Here is an 18169-nt window from a genome sequence, read left to right as displayed (position 1 = left end):
CCCCCTTTTAGCCGAATTTAGCGAGGAATCCGATTGCCTTCCGAATGAGCGGACTTGATGGCGCCTTGGAGTAGAACTTGTAGGCAGCGCGCTTGTTAATCTCGCTTAAGGTCGGATAGGGGGAGATCCAACCTGTCATTGCCTTGATATTCATCTTCTGGGAAATCGCCAAGGCCCACATTTGGATTAGTTCGCCAGCCTGCTCGCCCACGATGCTGGCGCCGAGTATGCGACCGGATTTGTCTGTGACAACCTTAACGTGACCGACTGTTGCGCGTTCCGCCTGGGCGCGGTCGTTCTCATGATAGGGCCAACGCAGCACGTTTACTTTGCCGTGTTTTTTGGCGGCGTCTTCTTCCTGAAGGCCGACCTGGGCCAATTCAGGATCTGTAAAGGTTACCCAGGGAATGAGGCTGGCATCAGTTTTTGCAGGCAGACGGAAGAGGGCCTTCCGGATGACAATGCCTGCATGATAATTCGCCATGTGCGTAAACTGAGCACCTCCTATGACGTCGCCGATGGCGTAAACGCGACGGTTTGAAGTGACCAGCCCGCGGTTCACCTTGATCCCTTTGTCTGAGTACTTGATACCCGCGGTCTCGAGGCCGACATCTGTGACGTTGGGCCTGCGGCCGGTTGCGATCAACAGGTGGCTGCCCTCGATAACCTCGGTGCTGTCTCCCTTTTTCAAGGTAAGGGTGACGTTGCGGAATCTGGTGTCGACTTCCTCGACGCTCGTTTTCTCTCGGATATCGATGCCTTCTTCGCGGAGATGATCGAGAACGATCTTGCTCATCTCCGGATCATCTTTGGCCATCGCTCTTGCGGCTTCGAGCACCGTGACTTTGCTGCCAAGCCTTCGATAGGCTTGTGCGAGTTCCAGCCCGATCGGGCCACCTCCGATAATCAAGAGGTGGTCGATGTGTGTGCCGTTGTCGAAGATCGTTTCGTTCGTGAAATAGGGGACTTCGCTAAGGCCCGGTATGTTCGGGACGAGCGGGGACGATCCGGTGGCGACGACGAAACGGCGCGCTTTAATACGGTAGCCGCCGGCTGAAACTGTCGACTTATCGGTGAAATGACCAGCGGCGGTGATCACGCGAACGCCCAGACCGGTGAAGCGCTCGATCGAGTCGTTGGGCTCGATTGCGGCAATAACACCTTTGATGTGCTCGCTGACCGCTTCGGAATCGATTTGCAGGTCTCTTGCCATGACCCCGAACTGTGCCGAGGTGCGGATCATGTGCGCACGACGGCTAGCCGCGATTAATGCTTTAGACGGCACACACCCGTAGTTGAGGCAGTCGCCTCCCATCTTGTGCTTTTCTATCAGAACGACGTTCTGGCCGAAGGCCGCAGCGGCGGCTGCAACCGATAGGCCACCGGAGCCCGCGCCAATGATGCAAATGTCACATTGAAGAAGATCAGTCGGGGCACCTTTCGTCGTGACATCTGCGCTACCACCGTTGCCCGCGCCCGCATGATTGTCCGAGCCAACGCCGAGCTGGTTGGAATAAGCGGCGGTGGAAGGATCAGACGGCGGCATTGCGCTTGCTCCATTTTTTGATGATCACCGGAATTAACGCCACGATACCAAGGAGTGCAAACGCTAACAGGAGTTCCTTGGTCACTAGAGCGGACGTATCAACCGTATACGGGCAGGCTGAGGCATTTTCCGGGTTATTTGCGAGACAATCTCTGTAAATCCTATTTTGCGCGTCGATGACGCTCCCCAGTCCGGCACCGGCGACGCAGAATGCGTAGGTGCCGGGGATAATGCCGAGAAGTGTCCCGAGGATATATGTGCCGAGAGGCACGCCTAGCAGCGCGGGCACCACATTGACAACGACGAAGGGGAACACCGGCAGGAGCCGCAAGAATAAGAGATAGCACAGGGCATTTTCCTGGAAGCCGTTCTTCAATTTGCAGACCCACGGTCCCGCCTTGGCGGCGAGTGCCTCACCCAGAGAGGATCTCGCGGCGAGGAAAATGATAGTCGCTCCAACGGTTGCGCCGAATATCGTTGCTGGTGCCGCGATTACCCAGCCGAATAAAAGCCCACCGGCAAGGGTCATGATCAGTCCGCCCGGCAACGAGAGCGCGACGACAACGATGTAAGCGAGAACATAGATCGAGAGCGCGGTGGCGAAGTTGGCCTCGATAAAGTCCATAAGACGCTCGTAATTCAGCCCAATCGTCTTAAAGGAAAGATGCTCGTGCCAGCCCATGGCAAAGACGAACGCCATGAGAGCGACGATCGCGATGAGCGGTAGCCATTTGCGCCATTTGCCTTTGGGTGGTGTAGGAAAGTCAGCACATTGGCCATCTGAGCATTTCATCGCGCGGTCACCCCTTGAGAGCTAGCCCCGTTACCGCTGGCCGGTGCCGCGTCATTGAGTGACCAATCGTATCGATAACTGTCGATTGTCGTAATGCCTCGGAGCCTGTTTTTAAGGCTTGGCTCCGCATATTTGGAAGCATGCAGCAGAACCGCCTCAGCGCTTCCGCCGAAATCAGCTTGAAACCATTGATAGATGGATGACGCCGTCACTTGGCCGGACGTGATTTGGAAACCGCGTGGATGATTGATGTAGGCCTTGGCGCCTGCGTCCAATTGAGCTTCGAGGTTGGCAGAGGTGAGTGCCTCGCTTGGCAGGTTGGGGCATCCGTATGACGCGCAATTGACTACGTAGTGGATGCGTGGGTCCTTAAAGATCGGGCGCAGGATATCGTGCTCTATGTTGTCGAGTGACAATGCAACTCCGGCGATTGTTAGGATCTCTTCTTTCCAAGGGCCACCAGCGCCAACACTCTGCTTCAGCAAATCCAGAAGATCCGGCGATATAGAGATGTCGCGAATTGACGCCACGGGATACTTGTCCAGGACGACATCTACAGTCTTGGCATTGTACAGGTTGACCCAATAGGCAAACTGCTCTGGTCGGCTCAACGTCCGGGGATCAATCCGTTCCAGGCTTTTAACGTAGCTTTTGAGGCTGGAGTGTTTGGTTTCCTTGAACGGCCTGTAGGCAATGCGATTGATCCCGTCGGAGCCTTCGACGAGAAATTCTTTAAGCAGCATCGACCAGGCTGTGTGGTTGACCCGGGCTTTTGCATTCCGGTCATCAACCGCGAAGCTTTGCGTAATCGATTGCGCTGCGGCGGTGTCAGTTGTTTTCAGGGCCAGGCCAACTATTGCCGGGATGATGAAAAGCGACGCACGCAAAATCGCGCGTCGCTGGCCACGTTTCGTGCCGGATTGTTCGGTGAAGGAGTGCACCGCCAGATGTGAGCTTTGGTAAATAACTCTTCGATACATGGTGCTTTTCGAGCTTCTCGCGGAGTCTTCTTAGTTTGATCCGTTTTGAATTCTAGATGACTAAGTTCAGTTGAAAAGAAAATGGTATCTCAATCAGTCGTGATATTTGATATTACTTCGTGATTGTACGTGATGGCTGAATGCGACGTCGCTGGATGGTCGCTGTTGGGCCGCATGCTATCGAGTGTTTGGCGCGGCGCGTACCTGCATTTGCCGTCGTCGTGACGATTGACTTTAGCCGGGGCCACCCCTATAAGCGGCCAATTCCCGCCTTCAGCCCTTCGTGGGCGTTTGTGGAGACGCTCAGCTTTGGCTGCGGCTGAAGCGCTATCAATCAGATTTTTCGGCTGGCTTGCGCCCTTTTGCGCGCGCAACCGGCTTGACGTGGTGGAGACGAGAACGTGAAACGCACATATCAACCGAGCCGGCTGGTTCGCAAGCGCCGCCACGGTTTCCGCAAGCGGATGCTTACTAAGGGTGGCCTGCGGGTTCTCGCCCGTCGGCGCGCGAAGGGCCGCAAGCGTCTTTCCGCATAATCTGTCCGTATGCGACACCGAGCGTGTGCGGCTCCGTCGATCTAAAGTTTGGAAGCTGTGGAGACGCTCAAGAAGCGCTCGGAATTCTTACGTATACGCGGCGGAGCGCGCTGGGCGACTCCGGCGTTTGTGCTAGAGGCTAAGCCGCGTACACCCGGGCGAGCCCGGACCGTTTTCGGTGCAGAATCCGACGTTGCCCGTTTCGGGTTCACAGCGACAAAGAAATTGGGCTCGGCTGTTGTTCGCAATCGGATACGCCGACGCTTAAAGGCCGCGGTAGACGCACTGGCACCACGTTGCGCGCGTTCCAATTGTGATTATGTGCTTGTAGCGCGGTCGAGTGCGGAGACGAGGTCTTTCGCAAGTCTTTGTGGTGATCTGGAGCAGGCTTTCATCCGGGTTAACCGCGTGATGAGTTCGATGGATGGGCGTGGGAGTTCAAAGCGTCCAAGAGGCCCTGTGAGTTAAATTCCACGCGATGACCGATATGTCACGGTTGCGCTGAAGTCGGTGATGGCGGATACCGTCAGCCAATATGCACGGTCGGCCTAGACTTCGTTCGTAATTTGCCGAACGATCGCGGCCCGGCCAGAGTGACCCCGCGAGTCGAGGCCCTGATGCTCAGCCAAAAACCGGATAATTCCAACAACCTCATCATAGCTATTGTCTTGTCGATGGCTGTACTGCTGGTGTGGCAGTTTTTCTTCCCGCCACCCAAGCCGCCACAGCAACCTGCTGTCGAGCACAGTGAGACACAGAAGCCGACGAAGACGGGTGAGGTGCCGGCGGCGCCCGTAGCACCCGCCGCTGGTAGTTCTGGTGTTGCGCAAGTTCCTGGTGGCGGTGCGGGGACGGCTCCGGCGGCCGGTCGCGTTCCGCTCGCGACGCCATCGCTCAAGGGCTCAATCGGACTTCTTGGCGGTCGCATTGATGATGTGACGTTCGTCAAATATCACGAGACTGTCGACCCCAGCAGCCCCAACGTGGTTTTGTTCGCGCCTGCGGATACATCACGGGCCTATTTTGCCGAGTATGGGTGGATTCCAGCGGCGGCCGGTTCAACGTTCAAACTTCCCCAACGGGATACCGTATGGACCGCTCCAGAGGGTGCGAAGCTTACGCACGAAACTCCGGTCACCCTGACCTGGGACAATGGCGAGGGACTCGTTTTCAAGCGCACGATCTCGGTCGACGACGAGTACATGTTCAAGATCGTCGACGAGGTTCAAAACAACACGTCGGGTGACATTACCCTGCATCCGTACGCGCGCATCTACCGGTACGGTACGCCCAAGATTGAAGGCTTCTTCATTCAGCATGAAGGTCTCATCGGCTGGGTCGGTGAGGCCGGTCTGAACGAGATCACCTATTCGGGTGCGCTGGAAGAGGGCGGCGCCAAGAAGTTCACGGATAAGACCGGTGGCTGGCTTGGCTTCACGGACAAGTACTGGGCCGCGACACTCGTGCCCGATCAATCGGTGCCGTACACCGCAAATATGCGGGCCGTTAATCAGAGGACCGATACGCAGCGTGAAGCTTTTCAGGCTGACTATATGCGGTCTGCCATTACGGTCGCGGCCGGAGGCTCAGCGAACGTGAGCGGGCACTTGTTTGCCGGTGCGAAGCGAGTCCAGACGATCGATCGATACGAGGCCGATCTCGGTATTCTGGAGTTCAACTATCTTGTCGATTGGGGCTGGTTCTACTTCATTACCAAGCCGCTCTATTACCTGCTCGACTGGCTCTACAAACACCTTGGCAATTTTGGCCTGGCTATTCTTGCGGTGACGGTCATCGTGAAGGCGGCGTTTTATCCGCTGGCCAGCAAGGCCTACGAGTCCATGGGCAAGATGAAGAAGCTGCAGCCCGAGATGGAAAAAATGCGGCAGCGCTTCCCGGATGACAAAGCACGGCAGCAAAAGGAGCTGATGGCGCTTTACCAGAAGGAGAAGATCAATCCTCTGGCTGGCTGTCTGCCTATCCTCTTGCAGATCCCGGTGTTCTTCGCGCTCTACAAGGTGCTGTTCGTTTCCATCGATATGCGCCATGCGCCGTTCTTTGGCTGGATTCAGGACCTTTCCGCGCCTGATCCGACGTCGGTGTTCAATCTGTTCGGATTGCTGCCGTTCATGGTGCCCGAGTTCCTGCATGTCGGAGCTTGGCCGCTCATCATGGGCGTGACGATGTGGCTGCAGATGCAGCTCAACCCTGCGCAGCCTGATCCGACCCAGCAGATGATCTTCAACTGGATGCCGGTGATGTTCACGTTCCTGCTTGCCACGTTCCCGGCAGGGCTCGTGATCTATTGGGCCTGGAACAACGTTCTGTCGCTGGCACAGCAGTATCTGATTATGAAGCGGCAAGGCGTCGAGGTGCCGTTGATGGGAAATATCAAGAAGACATTGCTGTCAGTGCGATCGTTGGTTCCCGGCGGGCGAAAGAGCGAATAAGGGGAGAGCCGCCCAGGCGGTTGTGAGCTGTGGAACCTGAATTTTCCAAGGAGATGCTCGCTGCCGGTGAGCGGCTCTTCGAGCTGCCGTGGGGGTTCGTCAAAGGTGTCGTCGGATTAGAGCACCTGCCCCCGGCGGACATCCCGGAAATCGCCTTTGCCGGGCGTTCCAATGTGGGTAAATCGAGCCTTATCAACGCGCTTGTGCGTCAGAAGGGTTTGGCGCGCACGTCAAACACGCCTGGGCGAACGCAGGAGCTGAATATTTTTGCTCCTGATGCGGGCGAGCGCGTGCCGCTGTGCATCGTCGATATGCCCGGATACGGTTTTGCGAAGGCTCCGAAGGAGAAGGTTGAAGCCTGGACGGACCTGATCAAAGACTATCTACGAGGCCGTCCAACGCTGAAGCGTGTGTTTGTGCTTATTGATAGCCGTCACGGGATCAAGGCGATCGACAAAGAGCTAATGCGGATGCTGGACACGTCAGCTGTCAGCTATCAGGTCGTGCTCACCAAGGCCGATAAGATCAATCCGTTCAAGCTAGAGGCGCTGACTGAGACAACGCTGGGTGAACTCAGAACCCATCCGGCGGCGTTTCCTTACGTGCTTGCGACGTCGGCGGAGAAGGGTCAGGGAATGGCTGAGCTCAAGGCTACGATCGCAGGGCTGATTGCTTGACGGTCACGCGCTTACGGACCGCCAAGCGTTTTCAAGAAGCCGCTGATTGACGTCCACAGCTCCTCGCCAAAGCGTGCGAGAATGCCGCCTGCCACGGCTGCCGCGAGCCACCCGAATAAGATCGTAAGAGTCCGTGCATAATTGGTGCGCACTCTGATTTCGACAATCTGGTCGGGTAGTGCTGTCTCGGCTGCAAGCCCGTCTGCACCAACGGTGCGCGCGGAAACGATCAGCTGAAGGCGGCGCCGGCCCCTCGCCTTTGGAGTCACTGTCCAACGCCAGCTTGCGTAGTCATCCGCCATCAAGCCGAGCGCGTTCTCGATCCACTGCGTTTCGGGGGATGAGGTTTCTATAAAGAAGCCGCCATCGGGTGCTCGCAATCTCACAGACATGGCGCGCGTAATGAGAACATCGTGCCGATAGGCGGCTCCTTCGCCGATCATGCCATCGGCGAGGTTCTTAACTTCGGATTTGGCGATCCGCGCTTCCACCAGCGAGGGGAGGGCGACGCGCATAATACGCGGAATGTTTTCGATAAGCTGGCCTGCCTGCACGCTATCAGTGCGGGCGCGGCGGCGCTTCTTAGCCGGTGCGCTGCCTGCCCGGTTCTGCGCTGCGGCTTTTTGTGAGGTCTGTGCGGGGGCTGGAGCCCGGTCAGCTCCGCCTTGCCGGCGCGCTGTCGTCTGCGCGCGTTCGAGCTCTGCGGTCGGAGGACCACCAAAAACTTCCTCCACAGAAGGAAGTGGCGTTTGCGGTCTGGCCTGTGCTCCTGCTGGTGCAGGACGTTGCTGATGTGACGGCCCGGGCGCAGGAGAACCTGCGGGCACGGGAGGCCTAGCCCCTCCTGGACGATGTTGAGGGTTGGGAGCAGGATCGGTTTCTGTACGAAACGGACCCGTCGGTGGCGGTGGCCGCATACCAACGTCAGGGCTCAGGGGAGGGGGCGCGCGATAAGGCCGCGGTTGCGACTGAGGCTGCGCGTGCGAGGGCGGTGGCGTCCAAGCCTGGCCGGGTTGAGATTGTTGAGGTAGTGGGGGCTGTTGCTGCGGGTGTGGATCTCGCGTCGCAGGGGCTGGTTGCGGTGAGGGCCGCGCCGTAGGGGGAGCAGCGGGCGTTTGTTCGCCGGGTGCCGGGGCGCCGAAGTTGGGTTGCGGTTCGGGGGCTGGGGATTTAACGGGCGCCGGCGCTGGTTGTGGTTGAGGCGCAGGGCTGGGTGGCGCGTTAAATTGAGCTTCGCCTTCCGGAGAGGGTGGTCCCCCGCGGCGGTGCTCTACGCGCGAGCGCGCGTCGGCCAGGAAGGAATCAGCGTCCGATTGCTGACGGTTGCTTTGCTCGGGCTGTGGAGGGGCCGGACGTGGTGTAGGGTGCGGTTGCTGTCGCTGGGTTTCGGCTTCGGGGCCAAACCGCTGTTTGACCACTTCAATTGCCGCACCGAAGGTCAGCCCGTGGGCTTGTAACAGCCCGGCAGCGCTGCTGTTGGCGTCACCAATGATCGCAGCGAGCACGATTCCGCCGTTTATGTCATTGCGACGGCCGCTGGCTGCGGCTGCAGCGGCATTGAGGATACGCCGGAGCTCGTCTGATATAGCGGCGGTACCAGGATGGTCCGTCGGAAGCCGGTTTTCTATGCGTCCGACGTGATTTGAGACATCCGTTTTGAGCTGGTCGAGGTTGACGCCGGCAGACGTCATGACGATACAAGCATCGTCATCCTCGGTTAGAGCCAGCAACAAATGTTCAAGTGTAACTTCGATATGTTGTTGAGATTGGGCATAATTTGCCGCCCGAGCCAGCGTAGACGCCAACGTCGGTGACATCGGAATAGGTCCCAAACTCTCAACGAACGGCGCTGTCATGCCCTTCTCCCAACCAGCCGCTCATCGCAGCAGCCGATGCCCCTCGCACCGTGTCTTAGCGCTATTAGCAACCGATTGTGAGGGAAATCCGTTGTCGCAGGCTTCGGCACGGATATAAGTCCCGCGTAGGATAACTCACACACGCGGCGGCGGATTACGATTTCAGCGGCTGCATTTTAGTCAATATCGAACTGCAACGGACCGTTCAAGACCATGTCAGATAAGATGTCGCAGCCGCAAAAAATGGTGGGGAAAGACTACGAAAACGGTGGAATTAGCGCCCATGTCCAGGCGCGTATTCTTGCCGAGGCTCTTCCGCATTTGATTCGCTACGATGAGCAGTACGTCGTCATCAAGTTCGGCGGGCATGCGATGGGGGATGCGGCGCTGTCGCAGGCGTTTGCCCAGGATATCGTCTATCTGAAGCAGTCAGGCGTAAATCCCATCGTCGTACACGGCGGCGGACCGCAAATCGCACGGATGCTGGATAAGCTTGCTATCCAATCGAGCTTCGTGAATGGCCTGCGTGTAACGGACAAGCCGACAGTTGAAGTCGTGGAGATGGTTTTGGCGGGCGCGATCAACAAAGAGATTGTGTCAGCGATCAATCAGCAAGGCGGCAAGGCGGTTGGAATCTGCGGCAAGGATGCCAATCTGATGATTGCCGAACGCATCACGGAAATACCCGATCCGACATCCAATCTGATGCAGGCTGTCGATATCGGCTATGTGGGCGATCCGGTTGAGGTCAATCCGCATATCGTGGATGTCATTTCGAATTCGGACCTCATTCCCGTCATTGCCCCTGTGGGCCTCTCGCGGAGCGGTGAGACGCTTAATATCAACGCTGACAGCTTTGCGTCTGCGCTGGCGGCCAAGATGAAGGTCAAACGCCTATTGTTGCTGACTGACGTGGCGGGTGTTCTCGACAAGGATAAAAACCTCGTCGCGTCTCTCTCGGTCGACGAGGCGCGGCAACTCATTCGGAATGGTACGATTTCGGGTGGCATGATCCCGAAGGTCGAGGGCTGCATTGAGGTCGTTGAGGCGGGTGTCGAGGCGGTCGTCATTATCGATGGGCGGGTGCCGCACTGCGTGTTGCTTGAGTTGTTTACCGAGCACGGAATTGGAACGCTCGTTGGACAAGAAAATAGGATCTGAATGCAAACCAAATTGGCCGCTGTTTTGATTTGAGCCGTGAGGTGGTTTGTGTCTTGGAGTCGTGATCTGCGATGGCGGAGAAGGACAATATGCCGGCGACCTCTAACGAAGAGGACGTTCGTGTGAAGCCTCAAGTGGTTTCAGATGCGCGCCGCGGGTTTGATCGGACCGCTATCTGGGTTTTCGATCTCGACAACACGCTTTATCCGGCGGAATGCAATCTGTTCGACCAAGTCGATCAGCGCATGGGCTTGTTCATTGCCAAGAAGCTTGGTGTGCCCTTTGAGTACGCGCGTCATTTGCAGAAGAGCTACTATCGGCAATTCGGCACAACGCTATCCGGGCTGATGCAAGTGCACGGAATGGAGCCGGGGCCTTTCCTTGATTACGTCCACGATATCGATCTCACCTGCGTGCCGGAATGCCCCGATCTTGCTGAGGCTATCGAACGGTTGCCTGGCCGCAAACTCATTTTCACGAACGGGTCGCGCCGTCACGCCGAACGCGTTGCGGGGAAACTCGGGGTTCTCGACAAGTTCGAAGATATCTGTTCGATCGAAACGTGTGAGTACGTGCCCAAACCGGAAGCCGAAGCTTTCGATCGCATGGTGCGGCGACACGGCGTTAGCTCCGAACAATCAGCGATGTTTGAAGACATGCCCCACAATCTTGAAGCGCCACACGCGCTGGGGATGACGACCGTTCTGGTGCATTCGGACTATGTGGATCATCCCGCGCAGCTCAAGGTGAAGACTTGGCAGGAGCTACCTGAACATGTGCATCACTTGACCCGGGACCTGTGCGGGTTTCTTCAAGGCATCAAATTCAAATAGGCGCGAAAAAACCCGCCACAAATGAGCGGCGGGTTTCGACTTTCAGGAAGGAAGAGAAGGGCGTTGCCTGTTACGCGCCTGGGCCGGCGTCAAAGCCAACGCGGTCCATGATGGCCGAGGCTTCAGCGCGATGCTTGGCGATTTCCTCGAGTGGGAGTTTGTCAGGTTTGAGGGTTCCCCAGCTCGCGACGCGCTCAGAAATCGGCACGCCTTCCTTGAGCGGATATTCGTTCACGATCTCGGCGTAGATTTTCTGTCCCTCTTCCGACGTCAGGAACTCAATGAGCTTTACGCCTGCGTCTTTGTGGGGTGCGTGCTTAGCCAGAACTGCGCCGGAAATGTTGACGTGGGTGCCGCGATCATCGGCGTTCGGGAACAGGATCTTGGCCGACTTCGCCCACTCCTGCTGTTCAGGCTTCTTCGTGTTGGTTTGCATCGCAGCCATATAGTAGCTGTTGCCGATGGCCAGATCGCATTCGCCAGAATATATGCCCTTCACCTGATCGCGGTCACCGCCGGCAGGCTTGCGCGCCAGATTTTCCTTCACGCCCTTTGCCCAGGCTTCTGCCTTTTCAATGCCGGAATGCGCGATGATCGAGGCGAGCAGCGCGATGTTATAGGGGTGCTGACCTGAGCGTGCGCAAATCTTTCCTTTCCACTTCGGATCGGCCAGTTCTTCATATGTGATGCTGTCCTGCTTTACGCGATCCTTGGAGGCGTAAACGAAGCGTGCGCGCTTAGAGAGGCCTACCCAGTGGCCCTGCGGGTCGAGGTAGGTCGAGGGGATATTGGCTTTAACGGTGTCGGAGCTGATCGCCTGGGTGATGCCCTTGTCTTCGGCTTCTGTGAGACGACCGATGTCGACGGTGAGAAGAACGTCGAATGGGGAATTCGCGCCTTCGGCAGCCGCGCGTTCGATCAAACCGTCCTTGGCGTAGACAACGTTCGGCTTGATGCCTGTCTTGTCTGTAAAGGCTTTAAGGAGCGGGGCAATAAGGCCGGGTTCTCTATAAGAGTAAATGTTGACTTCATCTGCGGCGATGGCGGGAGAGAAGCTGGCGGCGGCGACGGAAATGATCGTCGCCAGCGCACCGACGCCGCAAGATGCGGCACGGCTGATGGTCATGACGTGCTCCAATCAACGGGGGTCAAGGCCCCGTTTTCGTTTGAAAATTTTGAACGACGCGGCTCCGGAAAGGGGCCACATGTGGGACACAGAAGACAGGAAGTATTGTTGATCTGTCAAGTCAATATTACGGCTGCATCCCACGTTGTCGGTTGCCTTTGCGAGGCGCGATACGGCTTTCCAAGGACACGTTGCAACTGACGCGTTAAGCGATGAAATCGCGGCTCTTTTTGCTCCTGCATCATCATAATCATGCGTGAGCTCCGGCAACGGCGTTGCACGGCACCATACGCATGAGCAACCCGTTTCTCTCATTGTGGGGTATCGAAGTATTTTCCTTCACAACGCGCATATAGAAATGAATTTCTATGTTTATTTGATTTGAGTGGTATCACGAGGAAAATAATTTCCTTATGTTCCCCGTAACGAAGGAGGCGCACGGAATCGGGCCAGTCAGTCCGGTTGGTAGAGGTCTCTGCAACCTGTTTCGGGGTGATCTGAGCATGGCTGGATTTCCGATATTTGTGGAATTGGGGCGTACCCCACCTTTGATCGTCGGAGGTGGCGAGCTGGCCCTTGTGAAAGCCCGGCTGCTTTTGAAGCGGGCTAACCGCGTCCTCTTCGCGGCGGATCGTGTTGTTCCGGGCATTGCCAAGCTCGTTGCCGAAGGACGAGCGGAGCGCATTAGCGGTGTACCCGATGTGGAGACGTTGCGCGGGCGTCCGGTCGTCATCTCCGCAACGGAAGACGATGCAGAAGATGCGCGTATTTCGCATCTCGCTCGCGAAATCGGCGTTCCGGTCAACGTTCCGGATCGGCCCGAGCTTTGCTCATTCTCGCTGGCTGCAATCGTTGATCGGTATCCGGTGACATTTGCGATCGGTACGGAAGGCGATGCCCCAGTGCTGGCGACACGACTGCGCGCGTGGCTCGAGCAAGAGCTTTCTCCGCAGCTGGGTTCGCTTGCGAGAATTGCGGGTGATTTCCGTGATCGTGTCGCGCAGAAACTGCGGCCTGGCGTGCAACGCCGCGTGTTCTGGGACCGGGTTTTCAGCGGGCCTGCTTCTGCTGCGATCCTGGCGGGCGACGAAGCTGAGGGTGTTCGTCGCATCGAAGCCGAACTCGACAAAGAAGACACAACGGCACCTCGCGTAGGCCGGGTCATCCTTGTTGGTGCCGGGCCTGGTGATCCGGAACTGCTGACACTCAAAGCGGTCCGTGCGCTTAAGGCCGCAGACGTGATCCTAGTCGATAACCTGGCGGGAACGGGCGTTCTCGAACATGCGCGTCGTGAGGCTGAGATCATTCCTGTCGGCAAGGCGAAGGGCCGCCATTCGAAAACGCAGGCTGAGATCAATGCCCTCATTCTCACACACGCCAAGGCCGGAAAGACGGTTGTGCGCCTGAAGGGTGGTGACCCCTTTATCTTCGGACGTGGGGGTGAGGAAGTGGATACGCTGCGGGCTTCCGGCATTGCCTGCGAGGTCGTGCCTGGGATCACGGCAGCCACAGCGGCCGCGGCCTCCCTGCAAATTCCTTTGACCCACCGCGATATCTCGCACTCGGTGACTTTTATCTCCGGCCACTCTGCCGGGGATGGGGCGGCGAATTTCGACCACGTCGACTTCAGGGCTCTCGGTGAAGGGAGCAACACGCTCGCTGTTTACATGGGCGTGGCAACTGCCGGTGCTTTGGCGCAAACGCTTATCGATGCGGGTTGGTCGCCGGCTACTCCGGTGATGGCGGTGGAGCGCGCAAGCCATGCCAATGAGCGGCGCGTTGCTACGTCACTTGATGTTGTCGCTGATGATGCCAAGCGGCTTGCTCTGAGCGGACCTGCGATTCTGATCGTCGGGGAAATTGCCGGTCTAACCCCGGCGGGCGCCGTCGAACGGATCGCAGCAGAGATCGATCCTCAGTTTCAGCCGGTGCTTTCAATACGTTCTCAGGGGGATTTCGCTCATGCCTAACATCATAACCGCCAACCTGCTGCGGACAGGCGATGTCGTCTACTTCGCAGGCCTCAACAATTGGGTTCGCGAAATCGGTGATGCGACGGTCGCGAAGGACAAGGACGAACTTTCCGAGCTTGAGAAGACGGCACAGCGCGACGTGGAGTCTCAACGTGTGATTTCCGTCTACGCCATGGACGTCGAGCTTGTCGATGGACGTCCCGAGCCACGTTCCGTGCGTGAGCGCATTCGCGCCGCGCTCGGCCCATCCGTTTGACGCCAAGAGGAGATTGGCGATGTATCGCTACGATGAATTCGACGCGGCTTTTGTCCGGAGCCGCACGGCGCAGTTCCGGGACCAGGTGGCACGCCGGCTGGCGGGTGAAATTTCGGAGGAGCAGTTCCGGCCACTGAGACTGCACAACGGTCTTTATCTTCAACTTCACGCGTACATGCTCCGTGTCGCTATTCCATATGGCGTGCTGTCAGCGCGACAGCTCGAGCAGCTCGCGCGTATCGCGCGCAAGCACGACCGTGGATACGGGCACTTCACGACGCGCACCAACATTCAGTTCCACTGGGCGAGGCTTGAAGAGACGCCTGACGTTCTGGATCTGCTGGCTGACGTCGATATGCACGCGATCCAGACGAGCGGAAACTGCATCCGCAATACGACGACGGACCCTTACGCCGGTGTCGCTATCGACGAGATCGAAGACCCTCGCGTTTGGGCCGAGATCATTCGCCAGTGGTCGACCGTACATCCCGAGTTCCTGTTCCTGCCGCGCAAGTTCAAGATCGCGATTACAGGTGCCGCGGAAGATCGGGCGGCGATCCTGTATCACGACATCGGCATGCGCATCGTGAAAGGGAAAGGTGGCGAAACCGGTTTTGCGATTTATGTCGGCGGCGGCCAGGGACGGACGCCCTACGTTGCGGAGGAGCTGAGGAGCTTCCTGCCGAAGGAGCAACTTCTGTCTTATCTCGAAGCGATTATGCGCGTGTACAATCTGCACGGTCGCCGCGATAATCTTTACAAGTCCCGCATCAAGGTTCTCGTCAAAGCGCTAGGCATTGAGGAATTCCGCCGCCAGGTCGAGGAGGAATGGTCGAAGATCGATCATGTCAGTATCGATCTGCCGCAAGAGGAATACGACCGTATCGCGGCCTACTTTGCCCCGTTGCCTTTGGTTCCCGGACCGATAACCGACGCAGGCGTCGAGAAGCGACGGCGTGAAGATGCGTCGTTCGATTCCTGGGTGCGGAACAATGTGCTGCCGCATCGTGTTGCCGGGCATGTCATCGTCAACATTCTCTTGAAGGAACCGGGTAAGGTTCCCGGTGACGCAACGGCCGATCAGATGGAGGCTGTGGCAGCGCTGGCGCGTGCATATGGCCACGATGAAATCCGCGTGACGTATCAGCAGAATTTGGTTCTGCCCAATGTCGCGCTCGTCGATCTCGTCAAAGTGTATGACGGGCTCGTTGCTGCGGGAGTCGCCGTGGGCAATTACGAGCTCATTACGGATATCATTTCGTGCCCGGGTCTCGACTATTGCAACCTTGCCAATGCGCGATCGATTCCGGTGGCGCTGGAGATTGCGAAGCGGTTCGCCGATCAGAGTGTGGCGGAAGATATCGGCCGGCTTCGGCTGAATGTCTCTGGCTGCATTAATGCCTGTGGTCATCACCACTCCGGCAATATCGGCATTCTGGGCGTCGATAAGAAGGGTACCGAACACTATCAGATCACGCTCGGCGGTAGCCCGGGCGATGACGCTGAGGTTGGCACCATCCTCGGTCCAAGCTTCCCGGCTGAAGCTGTGCCGGATGCAATTGAAACCATTGTTGCGACATATCGCGCGCATCGCCGTGAGGGCGAGGTGTTCCTCGCGACCTACCGTCGTATTGGCCAGGCTCCGTTCAAGGAGGCGCTTTATGGAGCGCCCAACTCCGGAGCTTCGTCTCGCAAACAATTACAGGAGGCTTGAGAATGCCGATCTATCGAGGTGGAGCCTTTGTCGATGATACCTGGCGGGTGCTCGGCGACGATGAAGTCGCGGATCGCGGAGCGCATGTCATAGTTTCACTTGAACGGTGGCGTTCCGAGCCGCAGCTCAGGACTGGCAATGTCGGCGTCATCCTGCGCGCAGGCGAAGAGCCCGACGTCATTTCTGACGGTCTGGTGGACGCGCCGCTCATCGTCCTCACGTTTGCCAAGTTTACGGATGGACGCGGCTATTCAGTGGCCCGTGCGTTGCGGGAACGTCATGCTTTCAAAGGTGAGATCCGCGCGACGGGTGACGTTCTTCTCGACCAAATCCCGTTGATGTTGCGGTGTGGGTTCGATGCCTTCGAGATTACGCATGGGCCGACGATCGCGGCGTTGGGGCGTGGGTATTTGCCGGGACTAGCGCTGAGTTATCAGCGTCCAGTCGGCGGCAGTCGCAGGTATTCAACCGTAGTTCGTTCTTCTCAAGCGTCACGCCAGGTTGCGCAGGAGCAAAACGATGGTGCAGGTCAAGCTTGAACGGAGGGCACCGGAATCGGTTTCGGTTGCCAAACTCGATGCCGATATTGGAAAGCTCGAGACCCTAGAGGCGCGGATCGCATTTATCGGCCGGGCGATTGAAGGACGTATCAGCTTCTCCACCAGTCTCGGATTGGAGGATCAGGCGGTCCTTCATGCAATCGCACACGAACAACGAGTGTTCGATGTCTTCATGTTGGACACCGGTCGCCACTTTCCGGAAACGCTCGAGACGCTGGACACCAGTCAGTTGCGCTATGGGCAGATGATCCGGATGGTCTCGCCGGATGCCGGCGAGACCCAAGAGCTTATTGCGCGTGACGGTGTGTTCGGTTTCAGAACGTCGATCGATGCTCGAAAAGCCTGCTGTGTCGTTCGCAAGGTGCGTCCGCTTGCGGCAACTCTCGCCGGGGCTACGGCCTGGGTTACGGGACTACGCCGCTCGCAATCCCAAGGCCGCAATGAGGTGTCATTCGCCTCTTGGGATGGTGCGATGAATCTCATCAAGATCAATCCAATCGCGGATTGGTCTCTGGATCGCTTGGAAGCTTACATCTCTGACAATTCGATCCCAGTGAACACGCTTCACGCGCGTGGGTTTCCCTCTATCGGGTGTCAGCCGTGCACGCGCGCCATCAAGCCGGGTGAGGATATCCGTGCCGGACGCTGGTGGTGGGAGAACGAAGACGGCAAGGAGTGTGGTCTGCATTCGCGACCTGCCCGCCTCCCTTCCCAGGAGAAGCCGGCGCCCACGACCTGCTAGCCGGTCGTTGCCGGTTGCTCGAAATTTTTTCGCTCTTCGGTCAGGAAAGAAGTCGTCGGTATGACAGCGCCTATTTCACACCTTGATTTGCTCGAAGCGGAAAGCATTCATATTTTCCGCGAGGCTGCGGCACAGTTCCGTAAGCCTGTTCTGCTCTACTCTATCGGAAAAGATTCCACCGTTCTGCTGCATCTCGCGCGCAAAGCGTTCTGGCCGCAGGTTCCACCGTTTCCACTGCTTCACGTCGATACGACGTGGAAGTTCCGCGACATGATCACGTTCCGGGATGCGACTGCGAAGAAGTACGGACTCGATCTTCTCGTACATACCAACCAGGATGGTGTGGCGCAGGGCATCAATCCGATCGACCATACGCCATCGGTTTACACGGACATTATGAAGACGGTGGCGCTGAAGCAGGCGCTCGACCTTCATGGGTTTGATGCCGCATTCGGAGGAGCGCGGCGCGACGAAGAAGCGAGCCGTGCGAAGGAACGCATCTTTTCATTTCGCTCAACCGGACATCGCTGGGATCCGCGACGGCAACGACCTGAGATGTGGCGGTTGCTGAACGGGCGACTTGGCATGGGTGAGACGGTTCGCGTCTTCCCGCTCTCCAACTGGACGGAGAAAGACGTCTGGCGCTACCTGCTGCGCGAGAAGCTCGACGTTGTCCCACTCTATCTGGCGGCAGAGCGGCCCACTATTGAGCGCAACGGCCAGATCTTGGTTCTCGACGATGATCGGATGCCGCTTTTACCGAGCGAACAGGTGAAATTGCGCAGCGTTCGATTCCGCACGCTGGGCTGCTGGCCGCTGACGGCCGCAGTTCCCTCAACTGCTACGACGATGGAGGCGGTCGTTGCCGAAACGCTTTCAGCGCGGACGTCTGAGCGGGAAGGGCGGTTGATCGATCACGATCAAGCCAGTGCGATGGAGAAAAAGAAGCAGGAAGGGTACTTCTGA

17 protein-coding genes are annotated in these 18169 nt (G+C 57.7%); 12 read left to right on the top strand and 5 right to left on the bottom strand.

What is annotated here, in order from left to right:
* Positions 1–7: 7 nt before the first annotated feature.
* The 3 genes from YBN1229_RS04360 to YBN1229_RS04350 are packed head-to-tail and all read right to left on the bottom strand — an operon-like array spanning position 8 to position 3319.
* On the bottom strand, positions 8–1546 hold the full coding sequence (locus YBN1229_RS04360) for a dihydrolipoyl dehydrogenase family protein (RefSeq protein ID WP_082101013.1): 1539 nt from the start codon (positions 1544–1546) through the stop codon (positions 8–10).
* Positions 1533–2339, bottom strand: a complete 807-nt coding sequence (locus YBN1229_RS04355) for a TVP38/TMEM64 family protein (protein ID WP_046476979.1) — start codon at positions 2337–2339, stop codon at positions 1533–1535. Before YBN1229_RS04355 ends, YBN1229_RS04360 begins: the two co-directional genes overlap by 14 nt.
* The gene (locus YBN1229_RS04350) at positions 2336–3319 is read right to left on the bottom strand and encodes a DUF547 domain-containing protein (protein ID WP_052743692.1); all 984 of its coding nucleotides are present in this window, start codon (positions 3317–3319) and stop codon (positions 2336–2338) included. The genes YBN1229_RS04355 and YBN1229_RS04350 overlap by 4 nt, the downstream gene beginning before the upstream one ends.
* Positions 3320–3720: 401 nt before the next feature.
* On the opposite strand from YBN1229_RS04350, the gene rpmH reads away from it, so the two are divergent.
* The 4 genes from rpmH (at position 3721) to yihA (ending at position 6982) form a co-directional block, all read left to right on the top strand.
* Entirely contained in the window at positions 3721–3855 is a 135-nt protein-coding gene (gene rpmH / locus YBN1229_RS04345) for a 50S ribosomal protein L34 (protein ID WP_076605281.1), read from the top strand.
* Positions 3856–3912: 57 nt separating this feature from the next.
* Entirely contained in the window at positions 3913–4323 is a 411-nt protein-coding gene (gene rnpA, locus YBN1229_RS04340) for a ribonuclease P protein component (RefSeq protein ID WP_076605376.1), read from the top strand.
* A gap of 149 nt (positions 4324–4472) precedes the next feature.
* A complete protein-coding gene (gene yidC, locus YBN1229_RS04335) occupies positions 4473–6305 on the top strand; it encodes a membrane protein insertase YidC (RefSeq protein ID WP_046476975.1) in 1833 nt (610 codons plus the stop codon).
* Positions 6306–6358: 53 nt separating this feature from the next.
* On the top strand, positions 6359–6982 hold the full coding sequence (gene yihA / locus YBN1229_RS04330) for a ribosome biogenesis GTP-binding protein YihA/YsxC (protein ID WP_046479955.1): 624 nt from the start codon (positions 6359–6361) through the stop codon (positions 6980–6982).
* An 11-nt stretch (positions 6983–6993) separates the two neighbouring features.
* Here the strand turns inward: yihA and YBN1229_RS04325 are convergent, their stop codons facing one another.
* A complete protein-coding gene (locus YBN1229_RS04325) occupies positions 6994–8838 on the bottom strand; it encodes a Clp protease N-terminal domain-containing protein (protein WP_046476973.1) in 1845 nt (614 codons plus the stop codon).
* 243 nt (positions 8839–9081) lie between these two features.
* Here YBN1229_RS04325 and argB point away from each other — a divergent pair, with 243 nt between their 5' ends.
* Together argB and YBN1229_RS04315 are read left to right on the top strand one after the other, a co-directional pair.
* Complete coding sequence (gene argB / locus YBN1229_RS04320) at positions 9082–9999, top strand: acetylglutamate kinase (RefSeq protein ID WP_046479954.1); 918 nt, start codon at positions 9082–9084, stop codon at positions 9997–9999.
* A 71-nt stretch (positions 10000–10070) separates the two neighbouring features.
* Entirely contained in the window at positions 10071–10832 is a 762-nt protein-coding gene (locus YBN1229_RS04315) for a pyrimidine 5'-nucleotidase (protein ID WP_082101012.1), read from the top strand.
* Positions 10833–10902: 70 nt separating this feature from the next.
* Here the strand turns inward: YBN1229_RS04315 and YBN1229_RS04310 are convergent, their stop codons facing one another.
* The gene (locus YBN1229_RS04310; protein WP_046476971.1) at positions 10903–11958 is read right to left on the bottom strand and encodes a Fe(3+) ABC transporter substrate-binding protein; all 1056 of its coding nucleotides are present in this window, start codon (positions 11956–11958) and stop codon (positions 10903–10905) included.
* A gap of 503 nt (positions 11959–12461) precedes the next feature.
* Between YBN1229_RS04310 and cysG the strand changes: the two genes are divergently transcribed.
* Genes cysG through cysD form a run of 6 tightly spaced genes read left to right on the top strand, consistent with a single transcriptional unit; the run spans position 12462 to position 18169 of the window.
* A complete protein-coding gene (cysG, locus tag YBN1229_RS04305; RefSeq protein ID WP_160298683.1) occupies positions 12462–13928 on the top strand; it encodes a siroheme synthase CysG in 1467 nt (488 codons plus the stop codon).
* Entirely contained in the window at positions 13921–14187 is a 267-nt protein-coding gene (locus YBN1229_RS04300; protein ID WP_046476969.1) for a DUF2849 domain-containing protein, read from the top strand. Before cysG ends, YBN1229_RS04300 begins: the two co-directional genes overlap by 8 nt.
* 19 nt (positions 14188–14206) lie before the next feature.
* On the top strand, positions 14207–15901 hold the full coding sequence (locus YBN1229_RS04295) for a nitrite/sulfite reductase (RefSeq protein WP_046476967.1): 1695 nt from the start codon (positions 14207–14209) through the stop codon (positions 15899–15901).
* Between the two features lie 2 nt (positions 15902–15903).
* Positions 15904–16440 carry a DUF934 domain-containing protein gene (locus YBN1229_RS04290; protein WP_052743690.1) on the top strand — a complete coding sequence of 179 codons (537 nt, stop codon included), beginning with the start codon at positions 15904–15906 and terminating at the stop codon, positions 16438–16440.
* Positions 16421–17203, top strand: a complete 783-nt coding sequence (locus YBN1229_RS04285) for a phosphoadenylyl-sulfate reductase (protein WP_052743689.1) — start codon at positions 16421–16423, stop codon at positions 17201–17203. Before YBN1229_RS04290 ends, YBN1229_RS04285 begins: the two co-directional genes overlap by 20 nt.
* A 60-nt stretch (positions 17204–17263) precedes the next feature.
* Positions 17264–18169, top strand: coding sequence for a sulfate adenylyltransferase subunit CysD (gene cysD, locus YBN1229_RS04280; RefSeq protein ID WP_046476965.1), 906 nt, complete (start codon positions 17264–17266; stop codon positions 18167–18169).

It is taken from the genome of Candidatus Filomicrobium marinum (assembly GCF_000981545.1).
Classification (GTDB): domain Bacteria; phylum Pseudomonadota; class Alphaproteobacteria; order Rhizobiales; family Hyphomicrobiaceae; genus Filomicrobium; species Filomicrobium insigne.
The sequence above is the reverse complement of the archived record's forward strand: the minus strand, read 5'-3'. Positions and strand labels throughout refer to the sequence as shown.

Bases quoted from the DNA above. Each gene is read 5' to 3' on its own strand.
- YBN1229_RS04360 (WP_082101013.1), bottom strand. From the start codon at position 1,546: ATGCCGCCGTCTGATCCTTCCACCGCCGCTTATTCCAACCAGCTCGGC.
- YBN1229_RS04355 (WP_046476979.1), bottom strand. From the start codon at position 2,339: ATGAAATGCTCAGATGGCCAATGTGCTGACTTTCCTACACCACCCAAA.
- YBN1229_RS04350 (WP_052743692.1), bottom strand. From the start codon at position 3,319: ATGTATCGAAGAGTTATTTACCAAAGCTCACATCTGGCGGTGCACTCC.
- yidC (WP_046476975.1), top strand. From the start codon at position 4,473: ATGCTCAGCCAAAAACCGGATAATTCCAACAACCTCATCATAGCTATT.
- yihA (WP_046479955.1), top strand. From the start codon at position 6,359: ATGCTCGCTGCCGGTGAGCGGCTCTTCGAGCTGCCGTGGGGGTTCGTC.
- YBN1229_RS04325 (WP_046476973.1), bottom strand. From the start codon at position 8,838: ATGACAGCGCCGTTCGTTGAGAGTTTGGGACCTATTCCGATGTCACCG.
- argB (WP_046479954.1), top strand. From the start codon at position 9,082: ATGGTGGGGAAAGACTACGAAAACGGTGGAATTAGCGCCCATGTCCAG.
- YBN1229_RS04315 (WP_082101012.1), top strand. From the start codon at position 10,071: ATGGCGGAGAAGGACAATATGCCGGCGACCTCTAACGAAGAGGACGTT.
- YBN1229_RS04310 (WP_046476971.1), bottom strand. From the start codon at position 11,958: ATGACCATCAGCCGTGCCGCATCTTGCGGCGTCGGTGCGCTGGCGACG.
- cysG (WP_160298683.1), top strand. From the start codon at position 12,462: ATGGCTGGATTTCCGATATTTGTGGAATTGGGGCGTACCCCACCTTTG.
- YBN1229_RS04300 (WP_046476969.1), top strand. From the start codon at position 13,921: ATGCCTAACATCATAACCGCCAACCTGCTGCGGACAGGCGATGTCGTC.
- YBN1229_RS04295 (WP_046476967.1), top strand. From the start codon at position 14,207: ATGTATCGCTACGATGAATTCGACGCGGCTTTTGTCCGGAGCCGCACG.
- YBN1229_RS04290 (WP_052743690.1), top strand. From the start codon at position 15,904: ATGCCGATCTATCGAGGTGGAGCCTTTGTCGATGATACCTGGCGGGTG.
- YBN1229_RS04285 (WP_052743689.1), top strand. From the start codon at position 16,421: ATGGTGCAGGTCAAGCTTGAACGGAGGGCACCGGAATCGGTTTCGGTT.
- cysD (WP_046476965.1), top strand. From the start codon at position 17,264: ATGACAGCGCCTATTTCACACCTTGATTTGCTCGAAGCGGAAAGCATT.